This is a genomic window from Lysinibacillus sp. Bpr_S20, assembly GCF_023337835.1.
Classification (GTDB): Bacteria; Bacillota; Bacilli; order Bacillales_A; family Planococcaceae; genus Lysinibacillus.
This window is the reverse complement of sequence record NZ_JALNLQ010000008.1, coordinates 1-25,691: the sequence shown is the minus strand read 5'-3', so window position 1 is coordinate 25,691 and position 25,691 is coordinate 1. Positions and strand designations below refer to the sequence as shown.

Below are 25,691 nucleotides of genomic sequence, written 5' to 3'. Positions count from 1 at the left end.
CGAAAATTCAGATAAGTATATATACAAAAAAGGCAATCCCATTAAAGATTGCCTTTTTGTATTTTACACATTAAAACGGAATAACATAATATCGCCGTCTTGTACAACATACTCTTTACCTTCAAGACGTACTTTACCAGCTTCTTTAGCAGCAGGTTGAGAACCAGCTTCAACTAAATCATCGAAAGCAACTGTTTCTGCACGAATAAATCCACGTTCAAAGTCTGTATGAATAACTCCAGCACATTGTGGTGCCTTCATACCTTTACGGAACGTCCATGCACGTACCTCTTGTACTCCAGCAGTGAAATAAGTTGCTAGTCCTAGTAAATCATATGACGTACGGATTAATTGATCTAAACCAGATTCTTTAATGCCTAGTTCTTCTAAGAACATTGCTTTTTCTTCATCATCAAGCTCAGAAATTTCTTCTTCGATTTTTGCACAAATTGTGATAACTTGAGCTCCTTCAGCAGCTGCATACTCACGTACCTTTTGCACAAATTCGTTATTATCTGCGTCAGCTACTTCATCTTCTGAAACGTTTGCCACATAAAGCATAGGTTTAATTGTTAAAAGATGAAGTCCTTTAATAACCTTTAGCTCGTCATCAGAAAGCTCTGCAGCACGTGCTGGTCGACCGTTTTCTAATTGTTCTTTAACTTTTAAAAGAATTGGTTCTTCAATCATTGCTTCTTTGTCTTTTTGCTTTGCCATTTTGCCGACACGTTGTAATCGCTTATCAACAGATTCTAAATCGGCTAGTGCAAGCTCTAAGTTAATAACCTCAATATCATCAATCGGATCCACTCCACCTGATACGTGCGTAATGTTTTCATCAACAAAACAACGTACAACTTGGCAAATTGCATCTACTTCACGAATATGCGCAAGGAATTTGTTCCCTAACCCTTCACCCTTTGAAGCGCCTTTTACGATCCCAGCAATATCTGTGAACTCAAATGCTGTAGGTACTGTTTTTTTAGGTGTTACTAATTCTGTTAATTTATCTAAACGTGCATCTGGTACTTCAACAATACCGACGTTCGGATCGATTGTTGCGAATGGATAGTTTGCAGCCAATGCGCCCGCTTTTGTAATTGCGTTAAATAATGTTGATTTTCCGACGTTAGGTAAACCAACGATTCCAGCTGTTAATGCCATGAATGGACACAACCTTTCTATGATCTGTTCAAATTTGCTCTTATTTCCCGTACTAACGGATACTGTGAGGTTTCAGAACGCCCTCACTGATGAATCACTGTATAACCCTATCTATTATATTGATTCACTCATAAAAAGTCTAATACACATGAAACTAGTCTTCACTAGCCGACATTAAAACCTTTTTCATTTTTTTCTCAAATTCTCGGCGTGGAATCATGACGCTATGCTGACAGCCTTCACATTTAATACGCACATCTGCACCCATTCGAATAATTTTCCACTTATTTGTGCCACATGGATGTTGCTTTTTCATTTCAACAATATCATTTAGACCAAATTGCTTCGCTTCCATTTTATTCACCATTCCCCTCGTCTTTTCCATTAACACCGTAGAACATCATTTTCGGCTGAGCCATTGGTATATTATTTTCTTCAAAGAGTTTTGTAACATCACGACGAATAGTACGGCCCACTCCATGTTGTTGTTGTGGTAATGTTTCTGCGGCTATACGAATCGTTACCTCTGTACCCTTAACATTTTGTACACCTAAAAAGACAGGTACTGCTACAAGTTCCTTATGAATATCAGGTAAAGTTTCTAAATACTTTTTAATAATAGATTCAGCTCTTTCAAAATTGGCATCCGTCGTCATTTGTAAATCTATATAAATTTTAGAGTTGTTAACAGAGTAATTGACAACATCACCAATCGAACCATTCGGAATAATAAACTGCTCTCCTGTAGAACCATTAATCTTTGTCGTACGTAAACCAATTTCTACAACCGTTCCTTCAGCTGCATTTATTTTTATATAATCGCCAACACCAAATTGATCTTCAAAAATAATAAAGAATCCAGTAATGACATCCTTCACTAAGCTTTGTGCACCAAAACCAATTGCTAAACCAACAATCCCTGCTCCAGCTAATAACCCTGCTATCCTAATCTCTAAGAGCGAGAGAATAGCAACAATTGCTGAAAAATAAACCACATAGGTAATGACGCTTTGTAATAATTTCGAAATTGTTTTTTGTCGACGTTCCGAATGGTCTAAAGGTGAACGCATACGCATTAAAAACACTTTTTTTATAAACTTTTTTCCTAATCGTACAGCTAGCCACGATGCAATCAAGATAATAATAATCTTAACAGAAACTATTGTTACATTTATCCAAAGCTCCTCTGACATTAGCTTGTTCCAACTGTTTTTTAATACTCTTTCACTAAACCAATCCATTATTACCACCTCTTGAATAACTTGCTAAAAATTTGCGTATACTGCATAAAAATCGAGCACTTCTTACAAATAAAAAGGAAAGCGAGTTTTTTTATGAATACTATACCAAAATTGTTACTTCCTTATTCTCTTCATCATGAAAGTAAAAATACCGTTTGGCAATTAAGTACATTATTTTTAGAACATATACCCTTTCATCATAAACGCCTTATTTTCTGTTGTATTGGAAGTGACCGTTGTACAGGTGATACGCTTGGGCCGTTAACAGGTAGCTTTCTAAAAAAGTCAGTTAGTTTTCCATATGAGATTGTAGGCTCTTTAGACAATCCTTTGCATGCTCTTAATTTAGACACTACAATGCAACAGCTACACAATCATACTATAAAACCTTTCATTATTGCGATTGATGCATGTCTTGGTAGTGAACAAAATGTTGGACATATTTCTGTACAGAATGGACCTATTTTTCCAGGAAAAGCTGTAAAAAAACAATTACCCCCAATCGGTGACATTTCCATTAAGGGGATCGTCAATGTTGGAGGCTTTATGGAAATGCTCGTTTTACAAAATACAAGACTTCATATTTCCTATGCAATGGCTGAAAAACTTTCAAGAGCTCTTTTGCTCGCTGCACATCGTTACTCACTGAAAAGTATAGAAGATAGCAACCACAATACCGACAACGATGATACCTGGCAACAAGTTAGCAGCTTTGATCTTAGTTAAGCCTGCTATATTTAAACCAATAGCAAAAATCATAACACCACCCACTGCAGTCATTTCATGAATAAACATTTGTAATGCGTCATCTGGTATAAAAGAGCTGATAACACCTGCAAAAAGTGCAATTAATCCTTGATAGACGAATACAGGTAATGCAGATAATAGCACGCCAATCCCTAAGGTAGATGCTAATATGATCGATATAAATCCATCGATTAATCCTTTCGTAATCAGTACATTATGATCGTTACGCAGACCACTATCGAGTGCACCAATGACGCCCATCGAGCCAACTACAAATATTAAAGAAGCTGATACAAAACCTTCTGCTATGCCAATTTGATTGTTATTAGTACGATTTTTACTGAATAGAGATTCTACCCATTTTCCAACTCTATTCATTTGCTTATCTAAATCTAACCACTCACCAATTACAGTACCTATGACTAAACTTATCATTAAAATAATAAAATTATCACTTTTAAAGCCCATTTTAATCCCTAAAAGTGCAACTGCTAAACCGATAATCGATAATACAGTGGTCTTCATCGATTCAGGAATATTTTTAAAAATGCGTCCTACCAATGCACCAGCCATAATAAGCAAGGCGTTAATGAATGCTCCTAGTAATACCACGTCCCAACCTTCCTTCTCTCTATAAAAATAGAGAGCGCCCTGCAATTCGGCGCTCAGATTATATTATCGATATTTCTCTTACTCTTCCTGCAAATTTAGTATTTCTAAAATACGTTCTAAATCATCTTCAGAGTAAAATTCAATTTCTATTTTCCCTTTATTATTCGTTTTCCTAATTTGTACATTTGTACCGAAATAATCACGTAATTGTGATTCCTTAGCTGCAACATATATATCCTTTTTCTTTGGTTGAGTTGTTTCACGTGAAACTTCCTCATTTAAGTTGTGCACTAACATTTCGACTTGCCGCACATTTAAACCTTGTTGAATGACCTTATTAGCCACTTCGGATATTCTTCTTTTATTTTTCAAACCAAGTAAGGCTCGTCCTTGTCCCATCGATAATGTTCCATCGTTCATAAACTCACGAACATCCTCAGGTAGTGCAAGTAAACGAACATGATTAGCAATATGCGGTCTGCTTTTCCCTAATCTTTTGGATAGCTCCTCTTGTGTTAAATGTAAGTTTTCCATCAAGCTTTGATAGGCCTCAGCCTCTTCAATAACTGTCAGATCTTCACGCTGTAGATTTTCTAAAATCGCTAGTTCCATCATTTGCGCATCTGATAGCTCTTTTATAATAGCTGGAATAACCTCTAACCCTGCTAATTGAGTTGCACGATATCGGCGTTCCCCAGCAACGATTTCATATTTACGTCCTTTTTTCCGTACGGCAATTGGTTGTAAAATACCATGTTCCTGTATAGAGTCAGCCAATTCCTGCAACGCTTCTTCATCGAAAATTTTACGAGGCTGAAATGGGTTTGCAACGATAAGTTCTAATTGTATTTCTTCCACTTGCCCACTTTGTTCTAAAGACTCCCCAGGAAATAACGCACTTATGCCTCTTCCTAAACCTTTAGCCATTTTTGATCACTTCCCTCGCCATCTCTAAATACACTTCCGCACCTCTTGATTTTGCGTCATAAATGATAATTGGCTGCCCATGACTTGGAGCCTCACTTAATCGCACATTACGAGGAATAATTGTTTTGTATACTTTATCTTGAAAATATTTTTTTACTTCATCAATAACTTGTAGGCCTAGGTTTGTTCGTGCATCAAGCATCGTTAACAATACTCCATCAATATATAATTGCTGATTTAAATGTTTTTGCACTAAACGGACAGTTGATAACAACTGACTTAGCCCCTCTAATGCGTAATATTCGCATTGCACAGGAATAATAAGCGCATCCGAAGCAGTTAAAGCATTAATTGTTAGAAGCCCTAATGAAGGTGGGCAATCAATAATAATATAATCATATTCTTCTTTTACATCTTGAAGTGCATGCTTTAAACGTACTTCTCTGGAAATTGTCGAAACTAATTCAATCTCTGCTCCTGCTAGTGAAATGGTTGCTGGAACAATTGCTAGGTTTTCAACATTTGTTTGTTGAATGACATTTTCAACGTTTTCATCATCAATTAACACATCATAAATACAGCCCTGAAGATCTCCTTTGTTAACACCCAGTCCACTTGTTGTATTTCCTTGCGGATCCGTATCGATAAGGAGCACTTTCTTCCCTAGATATGCTAGACAAGCGCTCAAATTGACCGATGTCGTTGTTTTTCCTACGCCACCCTTTTGATTGGCGATTGCTATAATTCTACCCATTTAAAAGCACCTGCTTTCATCTACCAAAGTTCACTTTGACAAATCATTTGTAAAATCACTGATCAATTATGCCTCGGCATAATTGTGTCCGGATTCGGCTTTGTGGGATACAGGTCAGTTAGCCGTCATCACATGAATGCGATGATTTTAAACTAACATCCTTTTATTAATTCCTTTCCGAATCCGTGACATCCGCCGGAGGCTTTAGGCCAACAGATGTTTTTTGCGCGAAAGCGTAATGCTAACGAAGCGTCAGCAACAGCACTGATGTTGGTCACTCAGTCATTACCACAGGACGTGGCGTTCTTAGACTGAGTTCCTCTATTTCAGCGGATGTTTGGACACCCGCCGAAAAGTAACTTAAACCCGCATTCATTACCAGACTTCTGTACCTGTCGCTACGCTTTTGGTACAAAAAACACTTGTAACTGCCGTTTCACTTTGAAAAACTTGTAGCTGACACTTTGCTTTCGCTACAGAAAATAATTACTAAAAGAAGTTAAATACCTCTATCTTACTTTTATTCTATCAAAAAAACAGAAAATAGTTGTATAAAATATTTAGAATATATGCAAAAAAGGAGACATCTCAGAAATATTACTGAGATGCCTCCTTCGTACAGAGCTTTAAAAGTGGCTCATCATCATAACGTAGGTCATTTTTTATTTTTCTAAAATAACTTCAATCATGACTTAAGACTTTTTCTTTTTAGGTATTTTCACTGTAATTTGATAATATTCCTCTGTATCTTCTTCTTCAGTCTTAACTGTTATACCGCTCTTTGTTACCATAGATAACGATTGTTTAATGGTATTTAAAGCAATGCGAACGTCTTTACTAATGGCCTTACGCTTCGGCTTTGCTTTCTTCGGCTCCGCTTCTTCTTCAGCTTCTGCCTCCGGATGCAATAGAGAATAAATCTGCTCTTCTAACTGACGAACATTCCAATCATTTTCAATCGTTTGTTGTAAAACTTCTAGCTGTAATGGCTGATCTTTAATTGCAATTAATGCACGTGCATGTCGTTCCGAGATTTCACGCTTCAAAATAGCTTGCTGCACTTCTTCAGGAAGCTTTAATAAACGTAATTTATTGGCTACCGTGGATTGTCCTTTTCCAAGTCGTTGGGCCAGAGCTTCTTGTGTCAGCTCGTGAAGCTCCAATAATTTTTGATAGGCAACAGCTTCTTCAATTGCTGTTAACTCCTCACGCTGTAAGTTCTCAATTAACGCGATAGAGGCTGTTTCCTTATCAGTTAAATTTCTTATAATTGCCGGAACTTCTGTCCATTGTAGCTTTTTCATTGCTCGATAACGACGCTCACCAGCAATGATTTCATATTGATTTTCTGCTGTTTTACGTACAACAATTGGCTGAATTACACCATGCGTATGAATGGTTCTTGATAATTCTTCAATTTTTTCATCATCAAAAATAGTACGTGGCTGAAAACGGTTAGGCACAATTTGATCAATAGGCAGCTTTATAACTTCTTCTGCTGCATGAACCGTCTCTGCTTGTTCTACTTCATTTTTCACAATAGGCACAGTTTTATTTCCGCCTCCAAAAAAACGTGAAAAAGGACTTTTCATCCAAGTGGCACCACCTTTAAGTAACTATCTTGCTCTGTCTCATTCTATTATTATTTATTATATTTCTTAAAATGTATATAGTTCGTAGATGTCATTTGCGTGAACCATCCATAACTAGTATGTATGCTCAAAATAGAAAAAATATTTTCTACTTTGAGAAGTTTCACATGGAACACTAATTATTGAATCGGTGATTTATTTGGTACACCTGGTTTACGCGGGTATTTTTTTGGTGTTCCTTTTATTTTATCAAAGATATATAAAATGCGGTCACTTTCTTCAACTGGTAGTAGGAAAGAAAACTCTTCTTTTAGTGCAACCCCTAATGTCGTTAATGCTTTTTTGGCATCTTTTAATTCTTCCGCGCCAGCTGCTGCTTTTAAAGCAACAAAATAGCCACCTTGCTTTGCAAGTGGTACACATAACTCCGATAAAACTGATAATCTGGCTACCGCGCGAGCTGTTACAACATCAAACTGTTCACGATATTTCACATTTTGTGCAAATTCCTCTGCACGAGCATGTACAAAATGCATATTTTCTAATTGTAACTCATTACTTAAATGATTTAAAAATGTAATTCTTTTATTTAATGAATCGACAATTGTTACATGTAAATGCGGGAAGCAGATTTTAATTGGAATACTTGGGAAACCAGCACCTGCTCCAACATCGCAAACTGTCGTCACTTTTGAAAAATCAAAATAGAAAGAGGCACTTATCGAATCATAAAAGTGCTTTAAATAAACACCTTCTAAATCCGTAATAGCCGTTAAGTTCATCTTTTCATTCCACTCAACAAGTAACTCAAAGTATTTTTTAAATTGAGCAATCTGCTTTTCAGAAAGTTCAATGCCCTTTTTCTTTAGAGCCTCTATAAATTGTTGTTCGTTCATGTAAAGTCTCCTTTTTCTATATGGCTTTACTATCCCTATATTGATTTGTAAGCAACTATTTACTCTCTCCTAAAATCAACTTTGTAAAAATAGCATAGCCACCAATTATACCTCAGCATAATTGCGTCCGGAATCAGCTTTGTGCAAGCACAAAGAACTCCTTTCCGATTCTTTGCCATCCGCCGAACTTTAGGCCAACAGATGTTTTTTGTGCGAAAGCGTAGCGACAAGAAGTTAAAAATAGGAAGCGGGCACAATGGTATGCCCGCCTCTTATTCACTTTACCCTTAATTATTCCCCGCTGACGCGTGCGATTTTACCTTGCTCAATATAAACAAGTAATATTGAAATATCTGCTGGGTTAACACCAGAGATTCGCGATGCTTGGGCAATAGAAAGTGGTGTAACTTGTTTTAATTTTTGTCGTGCTTCTGTTGCTAGACCTGAAATAGCATCATAATCAATGTTTTCAGGGATTTTTTTATTCTCCATTTTATGAAGCTTTTCAACTTGTTGCAATGCTTTTTCAATATAGCCTTCATACTTAAGCTGAATTTCAATTTGTTCCTTCACTTCATCTGAAAGCTCTATGTCTGCTGGAATTAACGAAGAAATTAATTCATAATGCATTTCTGGACGTTTTAATAAATCCGCTCCACGAATACCATCTTTTAACTCACTGCCACCTACAGATCGAATCGCAGCTTGTGTTGCTTCATTTGGTTTAATAATAACTTCACGAAGACGTGCAATTTCGTTATCAATCAGCTCTTTTTTCTCATTGAATTTTGCATATCTTTCTTCAGTAATCATTCCCATATTATAACCTTGCTCTACCAAACGTAAATCAGCGTTATCATGACGAAGTAGTAAACGATATTCCGCACGAGATGTTAGTAAGCGATACGGTTCATTTGTTCCTTTTGTTACCAAATCATCAATTAATACACCAATATAAGCATCTGAACGACTTAAGATTAATTCTTGTTTACCAAGCACGTTAGCAGCAGCGTTCATCCCTGCCATTAAACCTTGAGCAGCCGCTTCCTCGTAACCAGATGTTCCGTTGATTTGACCAGCTGTATATAAGCCTTTAATACGTTTTGTTTCTAAAGTTGGCCATAATTGTGTTGGCACGATCGCATCGTACTCAATGGCATAGCCAGCACGCATCATTTCTGCTTTTTCTAAGCCTGGGATTGATTTTAGTAATCGTGTTTGAACATGCTCTGGTAAGCTAGTTGATAAACCTTGTACATATACTTCACGTGTATTGCGACCTTCTGGCTCTAAGAAAATTTGGTGGCGTGGTTTATCGTTAAATCGCACAACCTTGTCTTCAATAGAAGGGCAATAACGTGGACCTGTACCTTTAATCATCCCTGAGTACATCGGTGAAAGATGTAGGTTTGCCTCGATAATTTCATGTGTTTCTAGGCTTGTATACGTTAACCAGCAAGGGAGCTGATCCATGATATATTCAGTTGTTTCAAAGCTGAATGCACGTGGAACATCATCTCCTGGTTGGATCTCTGTTTTATCATAATCAATGGTACGGTTATTCACTCGTGGTGGTGTACCTGTTTTAAAACGCACAAGATCAAAACCAAGCTCTTTTAAGTTATCTGCTAAACGAATAGACGGCTGTTGGTTATTAGGACCACTTGAATATTTCACGTCGCCAATAATAATTTCACCGCGAAGGAATGTACCTGTTGTGATAACAACTGTTTTGGCGCGGTAAATAGCGCCAATTTGTGTAATAACACCTTTTACTTCCCCGTCTTCAATTATTAGCTCTTCCACCATTCCTTGGTGAATTGTTAAATTTTCAGTTTCCTCCAACACGCGTTTCATTTCTTGTTGGTATAAAACTTTGTCCGCTTGTGCACGTAATGCACGCACAGCAGGACCTTTCCCTGTATTTAACATACGCATTTGAATATGCGTTTTATCAATAACTTTCCCCATGACGCCACCTAATGCGTCAATTTCTCGTACTACGATTCCTTTGGCAGGACCACCAATGGAAGGATTGCATGGCATAAATGCAATCATATCTAAATTGATTGTTAACATCAGTGTGTTAGCACCCATTTTGGCAGCAGCATGTGCAGCTTCAGACCCTGCGTGACCTGCGCCAATTACGATAACATCAAACGTGCCTGCCTCATAATTTGTTGGCATAGCTCGTATCTTCCTTTCTTTAGTAAAATTATTTTCCTAAGCAGAATTGTGAAAATAACTGATTGATTAGGCTTTCTTGTACTGTGTCGCCGATAATTTCACCAAGTATTTCCCAAGTTCTAGTGACATCAATTTGCACCATATCAACAGGTACACCAGCTTGTGCTCCAGCTAATGCATCCTCGACCGTTGCCTGCGCTTGATGAAGTAATGCAATATGTCTTGCATTTGAAACATATGTTAAATCGCCCGCTTCAATTTGCCCTTCAAAGAATAACGCTGCAATTGCTTCCTCTAGCTCTGTGATACCCTCTTCCTGTAAAAGAGAAGTTGTCACAACACGACGATTGCCTGCTAACTCTTTGACGCGAGCTACATCAATTTTTTGCGGTAAATCTGTTTTATTGACAATAACGATGTAATCCATCGCTTGAATTGTTTCGAATAGACGCTCATCTTCGGCAGTCAATTCCTCTGCGTAGTTTAAAACAAATAAAATTAAATCTGCGCCACGCAACGCCTCACGTGAACGTTCAACACCAATTCGTTCAACGATATCCTCTGTCTCTCGAATACCAGCTGTATCGACTAAACGAAGCGGAACGCCACGTACATTCACGTACTCTTCTATAATATCACGAGTTGTACCTGCTATATCTGTCACAATAGCCTTATTCTCTTGTACTAAACTATTTAAAAGTGAAGATTTCCCAACGTTTGGACGGCCTAAAATAACAGTTGATAGACCCTCTCGTAATATTTTTCCCTGAGAAGATGTTTGCAGAAGTTTAATAATTTCATTTCGTACCCATGTACATTTTTCTACTAATACTGGTACCGTCATCTCTTCTACATCATCGTACTCCGGATAATCTATATTAACCTCTACTTGCGCTAATGTCTCTAGTAATGCTTGGCGTAAGTCACCAATTAAACGCGATAATTTCCCATCCATTTGTCCCAACGCAACATTCATCGCTCTATCAGTTTTTGCTCTTATTAAATCCATGACTGCTTCAGCCTGTGATAAATCAATACGTCCATTTAAGAATGCGCGTTTTGTAAATTCACCTGGCTCCGCGAGTCTTGCGCCATTTGTTAATACTAGCTTTAATACACGGTTCACTGAAACTAGTCCCCCGTGGCAGTTAATTTCTATTACATCCTCTCGAGTGAATGTTTTAGGTCCGCGCATTAACGATAGCATTACTTCCTCTACAACCTCATTAGTTTTTGGATCGACCAAATGTCCATAATGAATTGTATGAGAAGCCTTTGTTGTTAAACTTTTCCCACCAGGCGATCTGAATATTTTATCTGCAATTGCGACTGCTTCGTCCCCACTTAAACGAACAATAGCAATAGCTCCTTCACCCATAGGTGTGGATATTGCAGCAATTGTATCGAACTCCATTTAATGACCTCCTTAACGTTATCCACATGTGGATAATTAAAAACCGACCAATACTTACTAACACCTTAGACTAACATATTTTTTGCAAAATCTAAAGTAAGGATAATTTCCAATTGTGGATAATAAGAAAGTTTTACATTATAGCACGGACTTCGACAAAAGTTGCAAATGCTTGGACGTAGACGAAAACTATACCTTTGTTGTCCACAGTTAAAATCTTATAGTTAGTTGCTTTAACATATATAAAATTAAAATGGTCATTGAAATCTTTGTAAATATTGTGGCGCTTTAAATGAGGGTGATTTCCGTTCCAGGCACTCTCCTTCCGCATAGATAAAACATTGTTGCTGAAGTTTCAGTGACATGCCAGAAGATATATGCAAGTGTAAAATGGTTGATTGGAGTGGAGGCTGGGCGACTCCTTGGGGATTTGCGTCACAGATGAGACCCTGGAGCGAGCAACGCGAGTGAAGCGGCTCATCGGACGCCCCTAGGAAAGCGCCCAGTCGGAACGGAAATCAACCACTCATTTTGCCGAAGAACCATACTTTATTTAATAGGACACCTTAATTTCATTAGCATAATAGTTTTTCAACAACATAAAAAGTCATTTTATCATGACGATAAAATGACTTTTAGCTTTGTCTGTATGTTTTTACGAAGTTTAGTCGTTTTTTACAGGTTCAATGACTAAATAACGATTAGGCTCCGTTCCTTCTGAGTATGTTTCAATATCAAGGCGATTTGCCAATTGATTATGAATAACTTTTCTTTCGTAGGACTGCATCGGTTCAAATGTTACACGCTGATTTAAGCGAAGTGCTTTATCCGCCATACGATCTGCCAGTAACTCCAATGCTACTTGACGACGCTCACGATAGTTTTCTACGTCTAATTTCACCATTAAGAACTGCTTGGCACTTTTATTTAACACAAGTTGTGTTAATTGCTGCAAGGAATTCAATGTTTGTCCACGTTTCCCTATAAGCAGTGCAGCTTTCTCGCTTTTCAGTTGAAATAATACGTTTTTCCCTTCACGTGTCGTTTCAATCTCAAGATCCTGAATACCCAATTGTTCAGCTATATTGTTTAAATAATTCTTTGCATCTTCAATTGGGTTTACCGAGGTTTCTTCTTCCTCTTTTTGTTCCTCTACGATTTGTTGAACAGCTTCGATATCACTTGGTTGTTCAGAAACTTGTGAACTTATTGTTTCAACATCATCTATTACTGTTGGTTCGACAAATTGAGTCGCATTTTGCTGTGCCGCTTTTTCTACTTCAATTGTTGATTGAACCAGTACTTCCTTTACTGTTACACGAACTTCTGCAGATCGTGCCCCAAAACCTAAAAATCCTTTTTTACCTTTTTGTAAAACTTCAACATCTACTTGTTCACGGGTTTTGCCAAGTTTCTGTAACGCCAATGAGATCGCTTCTTGTTCTGTTGCGCCTATTTGCGTAAGTTGTTTCACTTTTTAGCCCCTCCATTTTGAGCAGGTTGTGTTTTATTTTTTTCCCAAGGTTTGTAAATAAGCAGGTTTTGAATAATCGAAATAATGTTACCGATTACCCAGTATAATGATAGTGCTGCTGGTAATGCCATACCGAAAGCAATAATCATAAATGGCATAATGTACATCATTATTTTCATTTGAGGGTTATCCATCGCTGGGCCCGTACGTAAAACGATAAATTGCATTAAACCAGCAGTGATTGCTAGTGCTGGTGCAGCTTCAGCTAACGGGAAAATAAAGAAATTCCCTAAATCAAAAGCAGGTGTAGCATTCATACGACTAATCGCATGGTAGAAACCCATTAAAATCGGCATTTGAATGAATACAGGTAAACATCCAGCAAGTGGATTAACACCAGACTCACTCATAAGCTGCATCATCTCTTTTTGATACTGTTGCTGTGTCTGTGCATCCTTAGAAGCATACTTCTTTTGCAATTCCTTCAATTTCGGCTGAATTTCTTGCATTTTTTTAGAGCTCTTTGTTTGTTTAATCATCAATGGAAGAATAGCTAAACGAATAATAATCGTTACAACAATGATCCCCCATGCATATGAACCAAGTAAATCAGCAAAGTATTTAATCGCTGACACTAACGGCCAAACAATGAATTCATTCCAGAAGCCTGTGCTTTCTTTGGAGATTGGTTCATTGAATTCTGTACAACCAGATAGTAGTAATACTACTGATACTAGCGACAAAATTACCCAAAGTTGTTTCTTCAACCTTTTTCCCCCTACAAATACTATTCACTTTTTCTAAAACTATATGCGTTCTCTTCTTTATACATTTACAGTTTCCTGCTACTGAATAAAGTTATGAGTTATTTTATCATGTATATATCGTTTCACTCTACTAAATATTCTAACATTGCGCACATATTTGCTAAGTAATGTTACTAATTATTCATATATTGCAGTGAAACTCCATCATCATAATGTCTTCCGGAATTGGCTTTGTGCTTGCACAACGCACTCCTCTCCGAATTCCGTGACATCCGCCAGAGGCTTTAACTTTTTTCAGTTGCTGAAAGAAATTAAAATACCCCTATACGTATTTCAAATTGCTTCATTTTCGCACAGAAATGCTTCTATTTCACCACTTTGGTTGCCATCCATATTACGCTTTCTTCAATACTTTTGCGATTCGTAGTACATGCTGCAAACTTTGTTTTACTTCTTGAAAATCCATAGTGGCCGCCGGTTGTCTGGCGATAATAACATAGTCCATATTCGGCTTAAGTTCATCCTTTAATTCATGAATACTTTGTCGAATATAGCGTTTGATCTGGTTGCGTGTTACCGCATTCCCAAGCTTCTTACTAACCGATAATCCTACACGAAATTCTGTTTGTCCCTCTTTTTCCAAAAAATATACGACAAACTGACGGTTAGCGAAAGATTTCCCCTTTTTAAACACCTTTTGAAAATCATCGTTTTTTTTCACTCGTTGGCGTTTTTTCATTACTTTCACCTGCTACTCGATTATTATCATTCGATCCTTATTTCTAGGTTTACCAAAAATAAAGAAAAAAAAGACCACTGATGTGTCTCAGTGGACTTATTTTATGCTGATAATACTTTTCTTCCTTTACGACGACGAGCAGCAAGAACTTTGCGACCGTTTTTCGTGCTCATACGTGCGCGGAAACCGTGAACTTTGCTGTGCTTACGTTTTTTTGGTTGGTAAGTACGTTTCATTTATATAGACACCTCCTGAATGAGTTGAATTTTTCAACATACAGACTTGAATATTATATAAAGTAACTAGTTATTTTGTCAATGAGTTTTATAAATTTCTTTCTGCTTGCAAATCTATGTCTATTATTTACTACTATCATCATCTATTGAATAAAAATAAATTATCCACAGAATGCTTGTTTTTTTTACACAGAGTTGTGTATAGTATTTTTTGCATTATTTTTTATCCACAACATTTATCTACACCTTTTTCACATAAGCAGACCTTGTGGACAACTTGGAAGTGCATAAATAAAAGGTGTGTGGATAAGTTTCATAAACTATTGAAATAGCGTTGTTTTTCTGATACGATATCTGTGCTTCACTTTGTTGAAAACTGAAATGAACTTTTATTTTATCCACAACTGTTGATATGCTGTGGATAATTTTTATCACAGCCTTTGGTTAACTTTTATCCACAACTTGTGAGTTTGTGGACTAGTTGTAAAATGAACGTATTTACCGTTTCTATAAATTCGCTGTTTTTTATTGTATTGAACTGTAAAGGAGATTAGCAGCTTGGAACATTTAGAAGAACTATGGAATAATGTCCTGGCTCAAGTTGAACAAAAAATTTCTAAACCAAGCTTCGAAACGTGGCTAAAGTCTACTAAACTACTTTCCTACAATGGTAGTGGTTCTACTGTGACAATTGCTGCGCCAAATTCGTTTGCTCGAGACTGGCTTGAAAATCATTATATTCATTTGATTACAGGTATATTAACGGAGCTTACAGGCGAAGACTTGCTTATTAAGTTTGTTGTTCAAAAAAACCAGGATTCGGACGATTTTGATTTGCCAGCGCCGATTATCCAAGCAAAAAATAACGATCACCATGATATTTCACCAGGTATGTTAAACCCGAAGTATACTTTTGATACGTTTGTTATTGGCTCTGGTAACCGCTTTGCACATGCTGCCTCGCTAGCAGTCGCAGAAGCCCCTGCAAAGGCTTATAACCCATTTTTTATCTATGGGGGAGTAGGGCTTGGTAAAACACACTTAATGCATGCGATTGGGCATTATGTACTGGAACATAATCCGAATGCAAAAGTGGTCTATTTATCATCTGAAAAATTTACAAATGAATTTATTAACTCAATTCGAGATAACAAGGCACTTGATTTCCGCAATAAATATCGCAATGTAGATGTACTGCTAATTGATGATATTCAATTTCTAGCTGGAAAAGAATCAACTCAGGAAGAATTTTTCCACACTTTTAATACATTGCATGAAGAATCGAAACAAATTGTTATTTCCAGTGACCGTCCTCCTAAGGAAATACCGACATTGGAAGATCGTTTACGTTCTCGATTCGAATGGGGACTAATTACAGATATTGCGCCTCCTGATTTGGAAACTCGTATCGCCATTCTTCGAAAAAAAGCAAAGGCTGATGGTCTAGAAGTGCCAAATGAAGTCATGCTCTATATTGCGAACCAGATTGACTCCAATATTCGGGAGCTTGAAGGTGCGCTTATTCGCGTCGTAGCCTATTCATCACTTGTTAACAAGGATATTAATGCGACTTTGGCTGCTGAAGCATTAAAGGATATTATTCCTAATTCAAAGCCACGAACTGTCACGATATTAGACATTCAAAATGCAGTAGGAGAGCACTTTAACATTCGTTTAGAGGATTTTGCCGCGAAAAAACGTACTAAGTTAATTGCCTTTCCACGTCAAATCGCCATGTTTTTATCGCGCGAATTAACAGATTTTTCGCTGCCGAAAATTGGCGAAGAATTTGGTGGACGTGACCATACTACTGTTATTCATGCACACGAAAAAATATCTTCTATGTTGAAAAATGACGTTCAACTACAGCAAGATATTAAACAAATTCGAAGCATGCTAGGGAAATAACTCTGTGGACAACACAAAGATTTAAACACAAACTTATACACAGTCTATCTACATGTGGATAGACTGATTTTATTCACCTAAAACCACTTATCCACAAATCCACAGGGCCTATTACTATATCTTTTTTATTTTATATAAATAAATAATATAAATATGTGAGGGAAAACGAATGAAATTTGATATTTTACGTGACCGTTTATTAGAAGGTTTAAATGATGTCATGAAAGCCGTAAGTTCAAAAACAACTATTCCGATTTTAACGGGGATTAAAATTGATGTAACAGATGAGGGTATTCGCTTAACAGGTAGTGATGCTGATATTACAATCCAAACATTTATTCCAGTTGAAGAAGATGGCCAACAAATAATTCATATTACAGAAACAGGATCAATTGTAGTACAAGCTCGTATGTTTAATGAAATTGTACGTAAGTTACCAACAAATGAGGTTGAAATTCAAGTAACAACTGGTTTCCAAACTCATATCCGTTCAGGTAAATCTGAATTCCACTTAATTGGCTCTGATGCTGCTGAATATCCTTTGTTACCTGAATTAACAGAGGATCAAAAATTTACTATTCCTGCAGATTTATTAAAGTCAATTATCCGTGAAACAGTATTTGCTGTTGCCACTTCAGAAAGTAGACCCGTGTTGACAGGTGTAAACTGGCAGATAAAAAACGAAACTTTAATCTGTGTTGCAACAGATAGCCATCGTTTGGCAAGACGTAAAGTTCAACTGGAAAATTTACCTGAAGTTGAACATAGTGTTGTCATTCCTGGTAAAAGCTTAAATGAGTTAAATAAAGTTTTAGAGGATTCTACAAATCTTGTGCAAATTGTTATTACAAGTCAGCAAGTGTTATTTAAAACTGGTGAAGTATTATTCTTCTCTCGTTTACTGGAAGGTAACTACCCTGATACATCACGTTTAATTCCAGAAGAGTACCAAACAAATCTAACGATTAATGGTAAATCATTATTACAAGCAATTGATCGTGCATCTCTTGTTGCTCGTGGTGATCGAAATAATGTTGTTCGTTTTGAGATTTTAGATAATCAAGCTGTCGAAGTTTCTTCTAATTCCCCAGAAATCGGTAAAGTCCAAGAGGAAATTCCTGTTGAGTCATTAGAAGGGGAGAACTTGAAAATTTCATTCAGTGCGAAATACATGATGGAAGCATTAAAAGCAATTGATGGTCAAGAGGTAGTCATTCAATTTACAGGAGCAATGAGACCGTTTATTTTACGTTCTGTTCATGACGATGCTATTTTACAGTTAATATTACCAGTACGTACGTATTAAGAAATCAATTATGCTGCTGCCTAATACGTTAAAAATTGGCTGAAAAACAAACAATTTTTGATGGAGAGTACAAACTCCATAATTTAAACTCAAAATAATACTGATAGTCGCTAATTGCGGCTATCTTTTTTTACTTATGGTGAATTATTAGGTATGATAGAGAGATAGACAGTCTGTATTTGGAGGGGAACTCAGCTATGAAGGACATTGAAATTGATGTAGAGTTTGTCACGTTAGGGCAGCTTTTAAAAATGACCGATGCTATTAGCTCTGGTGGCATGGCCAAGTGGTTTTTACACGAAAATGATGTATATGTAAATGGAGAAGTAGATGATCGCCGCGGTCGTAAATTACGTGATGGTGACATTATAAATATTCCTGGGTGTGGTCGATTTCGTATCGTTGGTACCGCTGGACAGTAGATTATGCATATAGAGCAATTAAAACTTACAAATTACCGTAACTATGATGCCTTAGCTTTAAACTTCTCTCCAAAAATTAATGTTTTCATTGGTGAAAATGCTCAAGGAAAAACAAATGTTATGGAATCTATTTACGTATTAGCGATGGCTAAATCTCACCGCACAACGAACGATAAAGAATTAATACGTTGGGATTCAGACTATGGTAAAATAGAAGGGGCCGTTCAAAAAAGGCATGGTATTTTACCAATCGAGCTTTCGATTACGAAAAAAGGTAAAAAAGGTAAAATAAATCACATAGAACAAAGTCGCCTCAGTCATTATATTGGCCAAATGAATGTCGTGATGTTTGCACCCGAAGATTTAAATGTTGTAAAGGGAAGTCCGCAAATACGGCGACGTTTTATTGATATGGAGATTGGGCAAATTTCGCCTGTCTATTTACATGATTTATTAACCTTTCAAAAAATATTAAAGCAACGTAACCACTTTTTAAAAATGAATCAAGGTAAAACAATGCCAGATGACGTGATGTATGAAGTTTATAATGAACAATATATTCACGCAGCTACCCAAATTATTCGAAAAAGATTTCAATTTATGGATTTATTGCAGGAGTGGGCAGAGCCAATTCACGCAGGTATTTCACAAGGGAAAGAAACGTTAGTTATTAAATACCGCACAGTAGCTGGTATTGAAAAAGAACATACTTCCAGTGAAATTGAAAGCTTCTTGCATAAAAAGCTATTAGAAGCTAAGGCGCGTGAATTTGATCGAGGCGTAACACTAGTTGGTCCACATCGTGATGATTTGCAGTTTTTAGTCAATGGCTATGATGTTCAGACATACGGTTCACAAGGACAGCAACGTACAACCGCTCTTTCATTAAAACTTGCTGAAATCGAGTTAATTAAACAAGAAACAAATGAAACACCCATACTACTTTTAGATGATGTATTGTCGGAACTCGACGATTATCGCCAATCGCATTTATTAAATACCATTCAAGGTGAAGTTCAAACCTTTGTTACGACTACAAGTGTTGATGGAATTCACCATGAAACGATGGAGCATGCACAGCTGTTTCACGTGAAACAAGGTGCGATTGAAGAAAGTTAGCCCGGGGAGTTTTTTAGATTATAAAAGAATGGTAATAGTCAGCTCGGTTGACTGTTCATTCATTTACACACAATGATGTTATGAAGGAGTAGATGAAAGCCGTGGCTATAGAGAACGAAGGTTTACAAAATCAAGCTTATGAAGCCGATCAGATACAGGTATTAGAAGGTTTAGAAGCAGTACGTAAGAGACCAGGGATGTATATCGGTTCAACAAGCTCTAAAGGGCTGCACCATTTAGTATGGGAAATTGTTGATAATAGTATTGACGAAGCGCTTGCAGGATTTTGTACAGATATAAACGTAACGATAGAAAAAGACAATTGGATTCGTGTAGAGGATAATGGTCGTGGTATTCCGGTAAGTATTCAAGAGAAAATGGGTAAGCCTGCTGTTGAAGTTATTATGACTGTGCTCCATGCTGGTGGTAAGTTCGGCGGTGGAGGATACAAAGTTTCAGGTGGTCTTCATGGTGTAGGGGCATCTGTTGTAAATGCTCTATCAGTTGAGACGATTGTTCAAGTTCATCGTGAGGGTCATATTCATGAAATTAAATTTGAACGTGGAAAAACTGTTCAAGAACTAACGGTTATCGGCGATTCAGATCATAATGGAACAACTACGCGTTTTAAAGCAGACCCTGAAATATTTAAAGAAACAACGGTTTATGAATATGATATTTTAGCACATCGTATTCGTGAATTAGCCTATTTGAATCGTGGTATCAGAATTACAATTGCTGATGAACGCGAAGGTGAGGAACGTTCTACTACGTATCATTATGAAGGTGGTATTCGTTCTTACGTAGAGCATTTGAATCAATCTAAAGAGCCTATCCATGATCCAATAGATGTTCTTGGAGAAAAAGATGGTATTTCAGTTGAAATTGCTATGCAATATAATGCTGGATTCTCATCAAATATTTTTTCATTTGCTAATAACATTAATACGTATGAAGGCGGTACACATGAGTCTGGTTTTAAAACGGCTCTAACACGTGTTATTAATGATTACGCGCGAAAAAATGGGCTATTGAAAGAATCTGATACAAATCTTACTGGTGAAGATGTTCGAGAAGGTTTAACAGCTATTGTTTCGGTTAAGCATCCTGATCCACAATTTGAAGGACAAACAAAAACAAAGCTAGGTAACTCTGAAGTTAGCCAAATTACTAACTCCTTATTCTCAGATGGTTTTGAACGATTTATGTTAGAAAATCCAACTACCGCTCGTAAGATTGTTGAAAAAGGTTTAATGGCTGCTCGTGCACGTGTCGCAGCTAAAAAAGCACGTGAATTTACACGTCGTAAAAACGCACTTGAGGTATCAAGCTTACCAGGTAAATTAGCTGACTGTTCATCAACAAATCCATCTGAATGTGAAATTTATATCGTTGAGGGTGACTCTGCCGGAGGATCTGCGAAATCTGGTCGTGACCGACACTTCCAAGCAATTTTACCGTTACGTGGTAAAATCCTTAACGTTGAAAAAGCACGTTTAGATAAAATTTTATCGAATGCAGAAATTCGTGCAATGATTACAGCGTTTGGTACAGGTATTGGTGAAGAGTTTACTTTAGAAAAGGCTCGTTATCATAAAATCGTTATTATGACAGATGCCGATGTTGATGGTGCCCACATCCGCACATTACTATTAACATTCTTCTTCCGTTTCCTTCGACCACTTGTAGAGGCAGGTTATATTTATATTGCCCAGCCGCCTCTTTATCAAGTTAAGCAAGGTAAACATGTTGAGTATTGCTATGATGATCTTACTCTTCAAGCAATTTTAGAACGGTTACCGAAAATGCCAAAACCAAATGTACAACGATACAAAGGTCTTGGGGAAATGAATGCAGAGCAGCTTTGGGAAACTACAATGGATCCTGAGCACCGCACATTGTTACAAGTAGAATTAGATGATGCAATTAAAGCAAACCAAGCATTTGAACGTTTAATGGGCGATGAAGTTGAACCTCGTCGTCAATTTATCGAAGAAAATGCAGTATACGCTAATTTAGATATTTAATTTTTCTTGAGAGGAGGTCTACACTTTGTCAGAACAAGAACGCTCCGGTGTTAAAGGAGTTAATATAACAAAAGAAATTGAAACATCCTTCCTCGATTATGCGATGAGTGTAATCGTTTCTCGTGCATTACCAGACGTGCGGGATGGATTAAAGCCTGTACATCGCCGTATTTTATATGGCATGCAAGAGCTAGGGAATACAGCAGATAAAGCGTACAAAAAATCAGCACGTATTGTTGGGGACGTAATGGGTAAATACCACCCACATGGTGACTCATCTATTTATGATGCAATGGTACGTATGGCGCAAGATTTCAGCTATCGTTACATGCTAGTCGATGGTCATGGTAACTTTGGATCTGTCGATGGCGACGGAGCGGCAGCAATGCGTTATACAGAATCACGTATGTCTCGTATTGCAATGGAAATGCTTCGTGATATCAATAAAGACACAATTGACTATACGGATAACTATGATGGTTCAGAAAAAGAGCCTATTGTCCTTCCTAGTCGCTATCCAAACTTATTAGTAAATGGAGCGGCAGGAATTGCGGTTGGTATGGCGACGAATATTCCGCCACATCAACTTGGGGAAACGATAGATGCAGTGATAGCACTTTCAGAAAATCCTGCTATCACAACAGAAGAATTGATGGAAATTATTCCAGGACCTGATTTCCCAACAGGTGGATTAATTTTAGGACGTAGCGGTATTCGTCGTGCTTATGAAACAGGTCGTGGCTCCATCATTATTCGCGCAAAGGTAGAGATTGAACAAAAATCAAATGGTAAAGAAACAATTCTTATTCATGAATTACCATACCAAGTAAATAAAGCTAAGCTTATTGAAAAAATAGCAGAGCTTGTACGCGATAAAAAAATTGATGGTATTACAAACCTACGTGATGAATCTGACCGCCGTGGTATGCGAGTAGTTATTGAAGTTCGTAAAGATGCAAATGCCAATGTGGTTTTAAATAATTTATATAAACAAACAGCAATGCAATCGAGTTTCGGTATTAATATGCTGTCCTTAGTAAATGGTCAACCTAAAGTAATGGGCTTAAAAGAAATGTTGCATCATTATTTAGAGCACCAAAAAGTTATTATCCGTCGTCGTACGGAATTTGACTTAAGGAAAGCTGAAGATCGTGCACATATTTTAGAAGGCTTACGTATTGCCCTCGATCATATCGATGAAATTATTGCGATTATTCGTGGTTCACGTAGTGGTGATGAAGCGAAGCCTCAATTAATGGAACGATTCAATTTATCTGAACGTCAAGCGCAAGCGATTTTAGATATGCGTTTAGTTCGTTTAAGTGGATTAGAGCGTGAAAAAATTGAAGCAGAATATCAAGAGCTTCAAATTTTAATTGCTGAATTAAAAGCAATTTTGGCAGATGAGGCTAAAATTGTTGATATTATTCGTACTGAAATATTAGAACTAAAAGAACGTTTTAATGATACACGTCGTACTGAAATTACTTCTGGCGGTATAGAAATGATTGAGGATGAGGATTTAATCCCAGTTGAAAATTCGGTCGTAACTTTAACGCACAATGGCTATATCAAACGTTTAGCTGCTAATACATATCGCAGTCAAAAACGTGGTGGTCGTGGTGTACAAGGTATGGGCACAAATGAAGATGATTTTGTAGAGCATCTTATGAATACATCTACACACGATACAATTTTATTCTTCACTTCAAAAGGGAAAGTATTTAGAGCAAAAGGCTATGAGATTCCGGAATTTGGTCGTACAGCGAAAGGCTTACCGATAGTTAACTTACTCAATATTGAAAAAGGTGAGAAAGTAACAGCTATGATCCGTGTTGGTTCATTCGATGAAGATGCATACTTTATCTTCACTACTAAAACAGGTATTTCGAAGCGTACACCAGTATCTCAATTTGCTAACATCCGCACAAACGGCTTAATAGCTATAAGCTTACGAGAAGATGACGATCTCATTTCTGTTCGTTTAACTGATGGCGATAAACAAGTGATTATCGGTACTCGTGATGGAATGCTTGTACGTTTCCAAGAGGACGATATCCGTTCAATGGGTCGTACTGCAGGTGGTGTAAGAGGTATCAAACTACGTGATGGTGATGAAGTAGTTGGTATGGAAATCATAGAACCAGGACAGGAAATTTTAGTTGTTACAGCAAAAGGTTATGGTAAACGTACTTCTGAAGAAGAATATCGTTTGCAGAGCCGTGGTGGTGTAGGATTAAAAACAATTCAAATTACTGATAAAAACGGTCCAATGGTAGCTGTAAAAACTGTAGATGGTTCTGAAGATTTAATGCTTATTACAATTAACGGCATGCTAATCCGTATGGATGTCAATGATATCTCGTTAATTGGCCGTAGTACACAGGGAGTTCGTTTAATTCGTTTAGGCGATGAAGAGCTTGTTGCAACTGTAGCGAAGGTTGAAAAAGAAGAAGAATCTAATGAAGAATCTAACGAAGAAAATGATCAAGTAGAAGAATAATAAAAAACCGATGACGACAGCTAGTTTGCCGTTCATCGGTTTTTTAGCATAAATCATGAAAAATAAGTAATTATTTTGAATTCCATGCTAAAATAAACTTAAGCCTTATATTTTAGCAAGTGAAATAGTGAAGAGGAGTTAATTGCGTGGAAACTATACATGTCCCAATTTCAGAGTTACGCGTTGGTAAAGTAATTTCTGAAGATATTTTTGCTAATACACAATATCCAATCATTTTGAAAAATACGGTAATTTCCCATGAGCACTTACAAGTTTTTTTTGCTTTTAATATTTCGAGAGCCCCAATTTATAAAGATGATACAGAGGCTCAACCAGAGATAAAAGAAACAGGAGTAGTTGTTCCAATAGAGGCTGTCCCAACCTTTAAAAGAATGTATGATCATTCTATTGAACAATTCAAAAAGGAATTTAAAAATTGGGAAGCTGGTGCAAAGGTAGATATTACGAAAGCACGTAAAATTATTTTGCCATTAGTAGAAATGGTTTTAGAAGATCGTACAATAATTTTTGATTTAAATGAGTATTCAAATCCTAAAGACTATTTGTACCATCATTGCGTAGCAACAGCATTGATTTCTTCCGTGATTGCACAAAAATTAGGTTATGACAAAGGAATTACAATTCAAATTGCAATTGGAGGATTATTAGCTGATTGTGGGATGGCGAAAATTCATCCACGTATCCGCGATAAAAAAACAACCTTAACAGAGCTAGAGTTTGATGAAATTTATAAGCATCCAATTTATAGCTATAATATGGTTAAAGACTTAACTATATTAAAGGATACAATGAAAGAGGCTATTTTCCAGCATCATGAACGTTTAAATGGTAGTGGTTATCCGAAAGGGGAAGGAATAGCGAATATTTCCACTTTCGCACAAATTATCGCTGTTGCAGATGTATTCCATGCTATGACATGTGAGCGAGTGTATAGAGCAAAACAATCTTCCTTTAAGGTTATAGAGATGATTAATGAATCTGAATTTGGTAAGTTTGATATTAAAGTAGTTCGTGCTCTGATAGATATTGTTGCCGATCTTCCTATAGGGACAATTGTTGAACTATCTAATCTGGAACAAGGCGAAGTGATGTTTGTAAATAAGTTTGCACCAACTCGACCACTTATCAAATTAAGCCACTCAGGGGAGATATTTGATTTAGGTAAAAATCGTACCTTCTATATTTCACGTATTATAACAAATTTATAATAGTTAAAAGGCAACCCATTAACATTGGTAGTTGCCTTTTTTAATTGAAAAAAATTTAAGTTACAAAATCAAGGCATTAGCAAAGAGTCCAATGATTGATGTAATAAGCTAGGTACAAAAACTACTTAACTAAATCCTCTAAATATGATGGATGAGGAGGAGAATAATAAGTTTATAAAAACTATCGATTTTTTTTGAGAAAGTGTTGACATAGTTTCGTATTCTTGATATTATTAATGAGTCGCCAAGAGGTGACACTTAAAACAAAGTAATGAACCTTGAAAACTGAACAAGCAAAACGTAATCAATAAAGTTTTTAGTAGCTAACCTTGAGTTAGTGAACAAAACAAAATTTTGGACATCAAACATGATGCCAGCAAAACAATTTGAGCTAATCAAATTTCTTTTTATGGAGAGTTTGATCCTG

At 36.8% G+C, this 25,691-nt stretch carries 22 protein-coding genes; 8 read left to right on the top strand and 14 right to left on the bottom strand.

The window, feature by feature from the left end:
- Positions 1–63: 63 nt before the first annotated feature.
- The 3 genes from ychF to MWJ95_RS17755 form a co-directional block, all read right to left on the bottom strand.
- Positions 64–1,164: a redox-regulated ATPase YchF gene (gene ychF, locus MWJ95_RS17765; RefSeq protein ID WP_249106866.1), complete on the bottom strand. Its 1,101-nt coding sequence runs from the start codon at positions 1,162–1,164 to the stop codon at positions 64–66.
- Between the two features lie 154 nt (positions 1,165–1,318).
- Positions 1,319–1,519 carry a DUF951 domain-containing protein gene (locus MWJ95_RS17760; RefSeq protein ID WP_249075436.1) on the bottom strand — a complete coding sequence of 67 codons (201 nt, stop codon included), beginning with the start codon at positions 1,517–1,519 and terminating at the stop codon, positions 1,319–1,321.
- A 1-nt stretch (position 1,520) separates the two neighbouring features.
- A complete protein-coding gene (locus MWJ95_RS17755; protein WP_249075311.1) occupies positions 1,521–2,405 on the bottom strand; it encodes a mechanosensitive ion channel family protein in 885 nt (294 codons plus the stop codon).
- 93 nt (positions 2,406–2,498) lie between these two features.
- On the opposite strand from MWJ95_RS17755, the gene yyaC reads away from it, so the two are divergent.
- A complete protein-coding gene (gene yyaC, locus MWJ95_RS17750) occupies positions 2,499–3,131 on the top strand; it encodes a spore protease YyaC (RefSeq protein WP_249075310.1) in 633 nt (210 codons plus the stop codon).
- Here the strand turns inward: yyaC and MWJ95_RS17745 are convergent.
- From MWJ95_RS17745 to rpmH, 11 genes are all read right to left on the bottom strand, one after another.
- Entirely contained in the window at positions 3,048–3,764 is a 717-nt protein-coding gene (locus MWJ95_RS17745) for a DUF554 domain-containing protein (protein WP_249106865.1), read from the bottom strand. The two genes, yyaC and MWJ95_RS17745, sit on opposite strands and share 84 nt — an antisense overlap.
- Before the next feature lie 78 nt (positions 3,765–3,842).
- Positions 3,843–4,691 (bottom strand): ParB/RepB/Spo0J family partition protein, encoded by an 849-nt coding sequence (locus MWJ95_RS17740; protein ID WP_249075308.1) that lies wholly within the window; start codon positions 4,689–4,691, stop codon positions 3,843–3,845.
- Positions 4,684–5,445: a ParA family protein gene (locus MWJ95_RS17735; RefSeq protein ID WP_249075307.1), complete on the bottom strand. Its 762-nt coding sequence runs from the start codon at positions 5,443–5,445 to the stop codon at positions 4,684–4,686. The genes MWJ95_RS17740 and MWJ95_RS17735 overlap by 8 nt, the downstream gene beginning before the upstream one ends.
- Positions 5,446–6,137: 692 nt before the next feature.
- Positions 6,138–7,037, bottom strand: coding sequence for a nucleoid occlusion protein (gene noc / locus MWJ95_RS17730; RefSeq protein WP_249075306.1), 900 nt, complete (start codon positions 7,035–7,037; stop codon positions 6,138–6,140).
- A gap of 179 nt (positions 7,038–7,216) precedes the next feature.
- The gene (rsmG, locus tag MWJ95_RS17725) at positions 7,217–7,933 is read right to left on the bottom strand and encodes a 16S rRNA (guanine(527)-N(7))-methyltransferase RsmG (RefSeq protein ID WP_249075305.1); all 717 of its coding nucleotides are present in this window, start codon (positions 7,931–7,933) and stop codon (positions 7,217–7,219) included.
- 291 nt (positions 7,934–8,224) lie between these two features.
- Positions 8,225–10,120 (bottom strand): tRNA uridine-5-carboxymethylaminomethyl(34) synthesis enzyme MnmG, encoded by a 1,896-nt coding sequence (gene mnmG / locus MWJ95_RS17720; RefSeq protein ID WP_249106864.1) that lies wholly within the window; start codon positions 10,118–10,120, stop codon positions 8,225–8,227.
- Between the two features lie 28 nt (positions 10,121–10,148).
- Positions 10,149–11,534, bottom strand: coding sequence for a tRNA uridine-5-carboxymethylaminomethyl(34) synthesis GTPase MnmE (gene mnmE, locus MWJ95_RS17715; protein WP_249106863.1), 1,386 nt, complete (start codon positions 11,532–11,534; stop codon positions 10,149–10,151).
- A 664-nt stretch (positions 11,535–12,198) separates the two neighbouring features.
- A complete protein-coding gene (jag, locus tag MWJ95_RS17710; RefSeq protein WP_249075302.1) occupies positions 12,199–13,008 on the bottom strand; it encodes an RNA-binding cell elongation regulator Jag/EloR in 810 nt (269 codons plus the stop codon).
- Positions 13,005–13,775 (bottom strand): membrane protein insertase YidC, encoded by a 771-nt coding sequence (gene yidC, locus MWJ95_RS17705; protein ID WP_249106862.1) that lies wholly within the window; start codon positions 13,773–13,775, stop codon positions 13,005–13,007. Before yidC ends, jag begins: the two co-directional genes overlap by 4 nt.
- A 394-nt stretch (positions 13,776–14,169) precedes the next feature.
- Entirely contained in the window at positions 14,170–14,514 is a 345-nt protein-coding gene (gene rnpA / locus MWJ95_RS17700) for a ribonuclease P protein component (RefSeq protein WP_249075300.1), read from the bottom strand.
- A gap of 101 nt (positions 14,515–14,615) precedes the next feature.
- Positions 14,616–14,750: a 50S ribosomal protein L34 gene (gene rpmH / locus MWJ95_RS17695; protein ID WP_004233310.1), complete on the bottom strand. Its 135-nt coding sequence runs from the start codon at positions 14,748–14,750 to the stop codon at positions 14,616–14,618.
- Positions 14,751–15,308: 558 nt separating this feature from the next.
- Here rpmH and dnaA point away from each other — a divergent pair.
- The 7 genes from dnaA (at position 15,309) to MWJ95_RS17660 (ending at position 25,264) form a co-directional block, all read left to right on the top strand.
- The gene (gene dnaA, locus MWJ95_RS17690) at positions 15,309–16,658 is read left to right on the top strand and encodes a chromosomal replication initiator protein DnaA (protein WP_068985823.1); all 1,350 of its coding nucleotides are present in this window, start codon (positions 15,309–15,311) and stop codon (positions 16,656–16,658) included.
- A 169-nt stretch (positions 16,659–16,827) separates the two neighbouring features.
- Positions 16,828–17,964 (top strand): DNA polymerase III subunit beta, encoded by a 1,137-nt coding sequence (gene dnaN, locus MWJ95_RS17685; protein ID WP_249075299.1) that lies wholly within the window; start codon positions 16,828–16,830, stop codon positions 17,962–17,964.
- Positions 17,965–18,161: 197 nt separating this feature from the next.
- A complete protein-coding gene (gene yaaA / locus MWJ95_RS17680; protein WP_249075298.1) occupies positions 18,162–18,386 on the top strand; it encodes a S4 domain-containing protein YaaA in 225 nt (74 codons plus the stop codon).
- Between the two features lie 3 nt (positions 18,387–18,389).
- The gene (gene recF, locus MWJ95_RS17675) at positions 18,390–19,505 is read left to right on the top strand and encodes a DNA replication/repair protein RecF (protein WP_249106861.1); all 1,116 of its coding nucleotides are present in this window, start codon (positions 18,390–18,392) and stop codon (positions 19,503–19,505) included.
- Between the two features lie 92 nt (positions 19,506–19,597).
- Positions 19,598–21,532 (top strand): DNA topoisomerase (ATP-hydrolyzing) subunit B, encoded by a 1,935-nt coding sequence (gene gyrB / locus MWJ95_RS17670; protein ID WP_249075296.1) that lies wholly within the window; start codon positions 19,598–19,600, stop codon positions 21,530–21,532.
- Between the two features lie 25 nt (positions 21,533–21,557).
- Positions 21,558–24,035, top strand: coding sequence for a DNA gyrase subunit A (gene gyrA / locus MWJ95_RS17665; RefSeq protein ID WP_249075295.1), 2,478 nt, complete (start codon positions 21,558–21,560; stop codon positions 24,033–24,035).
- 146 nt (positions 24,036–24,181) lie between these two features.
- The gene (locus MWJ95_RS17660; protein WP_249075294.1) at positions 24,182–25,264 is read left to right on the top strand and encodes an HD-GYP domain-containing protein; all 1,083 of its coding nucleotides are present in this window, start codon (positions 24,182–24,184) and stop codon (positions 25,262–25,264) included.
- Positions 25,265–25,691: the final 427 nt, after the last annotated feature.

Excerpts from the sequence above, each read along its gene's own strand:
- ychF (WP_249106866.1), bottom strand. The coding sequence starts at position 1,164 with ATGGCATTAACAGCTGGAATCGTTGGTTTACCTAACGTCGGAAAATCA.
- MWJ95_RS17760 (WP_249075436.1), bottom strand. The coding sequence starts at position 1,519 with ATGGAAGCGAAGCAATTTGGTCTAAATGATATTGTTGAAATGAAAAAG.
- MWJ95_RS17755 (WP_249075311.1), bottom strand. The coding sequence starts at position 2,405 with ATGGATTGGTTTAGTGAAAGAGTATTAAAAAACAGTTGGAACAAGCTA.
- yyaC (WP_249075310.1), top strand. The coding sequence starts at position 2,499 with ATGAATACTATACCAAAATTGTTACTTCCTTATTCTCTTCATCATGAA.
- MWJ95_RS17740 (WP_249075308.1), bottom strand. The coding sequence starts at position 4,691 with ATGGCTAAAGGTTTAGGAAGAGGCATAAGTGCGTTATTTCCTGGGGAG.
- MWJ95_RS17735 (WP_249075307.1), bottom strand. The coding sequence starts at position 5,445 with ATGGGTAGAATTATAGCAATCGCCAATCAAAAGGGTGGCGTAGGAAAA.
- noc (WP_249075306.1), bottom strand. The coding sequence starts at position 7,037 with ATGAAAAGTCCTTTTTCACGTTTTTTTGGAGGCGGAAATAAAACTGTG.
- rsmG (WP_249075305.1), bottom strand. The coding sequence starts at position 7,933 with ATGAACGAACAACAATTTATAGAGGCTCTAAAGAAAAAGGGCATTGAA.
- mnmG (WP_249106864.1), bottom strand. The coding sequence starts at position 10,120 with ATGCCAACAAATTATGAGGCAGGCACGTTTGATGTTATCGTAATTGGC.
- mnmE (WP_249106863.1), bottom strand. The coding sequence starts at position 11,534 with ATGGAGTTCGATACAATTGCTGCAATATCCACACCTATGGGTGAAGGA.
- rnpA (WP_249075300.1), bottom strand. The coding sequence starts at position 14,514 with ATGAAAAAACGCCAACGAGTGAAAAAAAACGATGATTTTCAAAAGGTG.
- rpmH (WP_004233310.1), bottom strand. The coding sequence starts at position 14,750 with ATGAAACGTACTTACCAACCAAAAAAACGTAAGCACAGCAAAGTTCAC.
- dnaN (WP_249075299.1), top strand. The coding sequence starts at position 16,828 with ATGAAATTTGATATTTTACGTGACCGTTTATTAGAAGGTTTAAATGAT.
- yaaA (WP_249075298.1), top strand. The coding sequence starts at position 18,162 with ATGAAGGACATTGAAATTGATGTAGAGTTTGTCACGTTAGGGCAGCTT.
- recF (WP_249106861.1), top strand. The coding sequence starts at position 18,390 with ATGCATATAGAGCAATTAAAACTTACAAATTACCGTAACTATGATGCC.
- gyrB (WP_249075296.1), top strand. The coding sequence starts at position 19,598 with ATGAAAGCCGTGGCTATAGAGAACGAAGGTTTACAAAATCAAGCTTAT.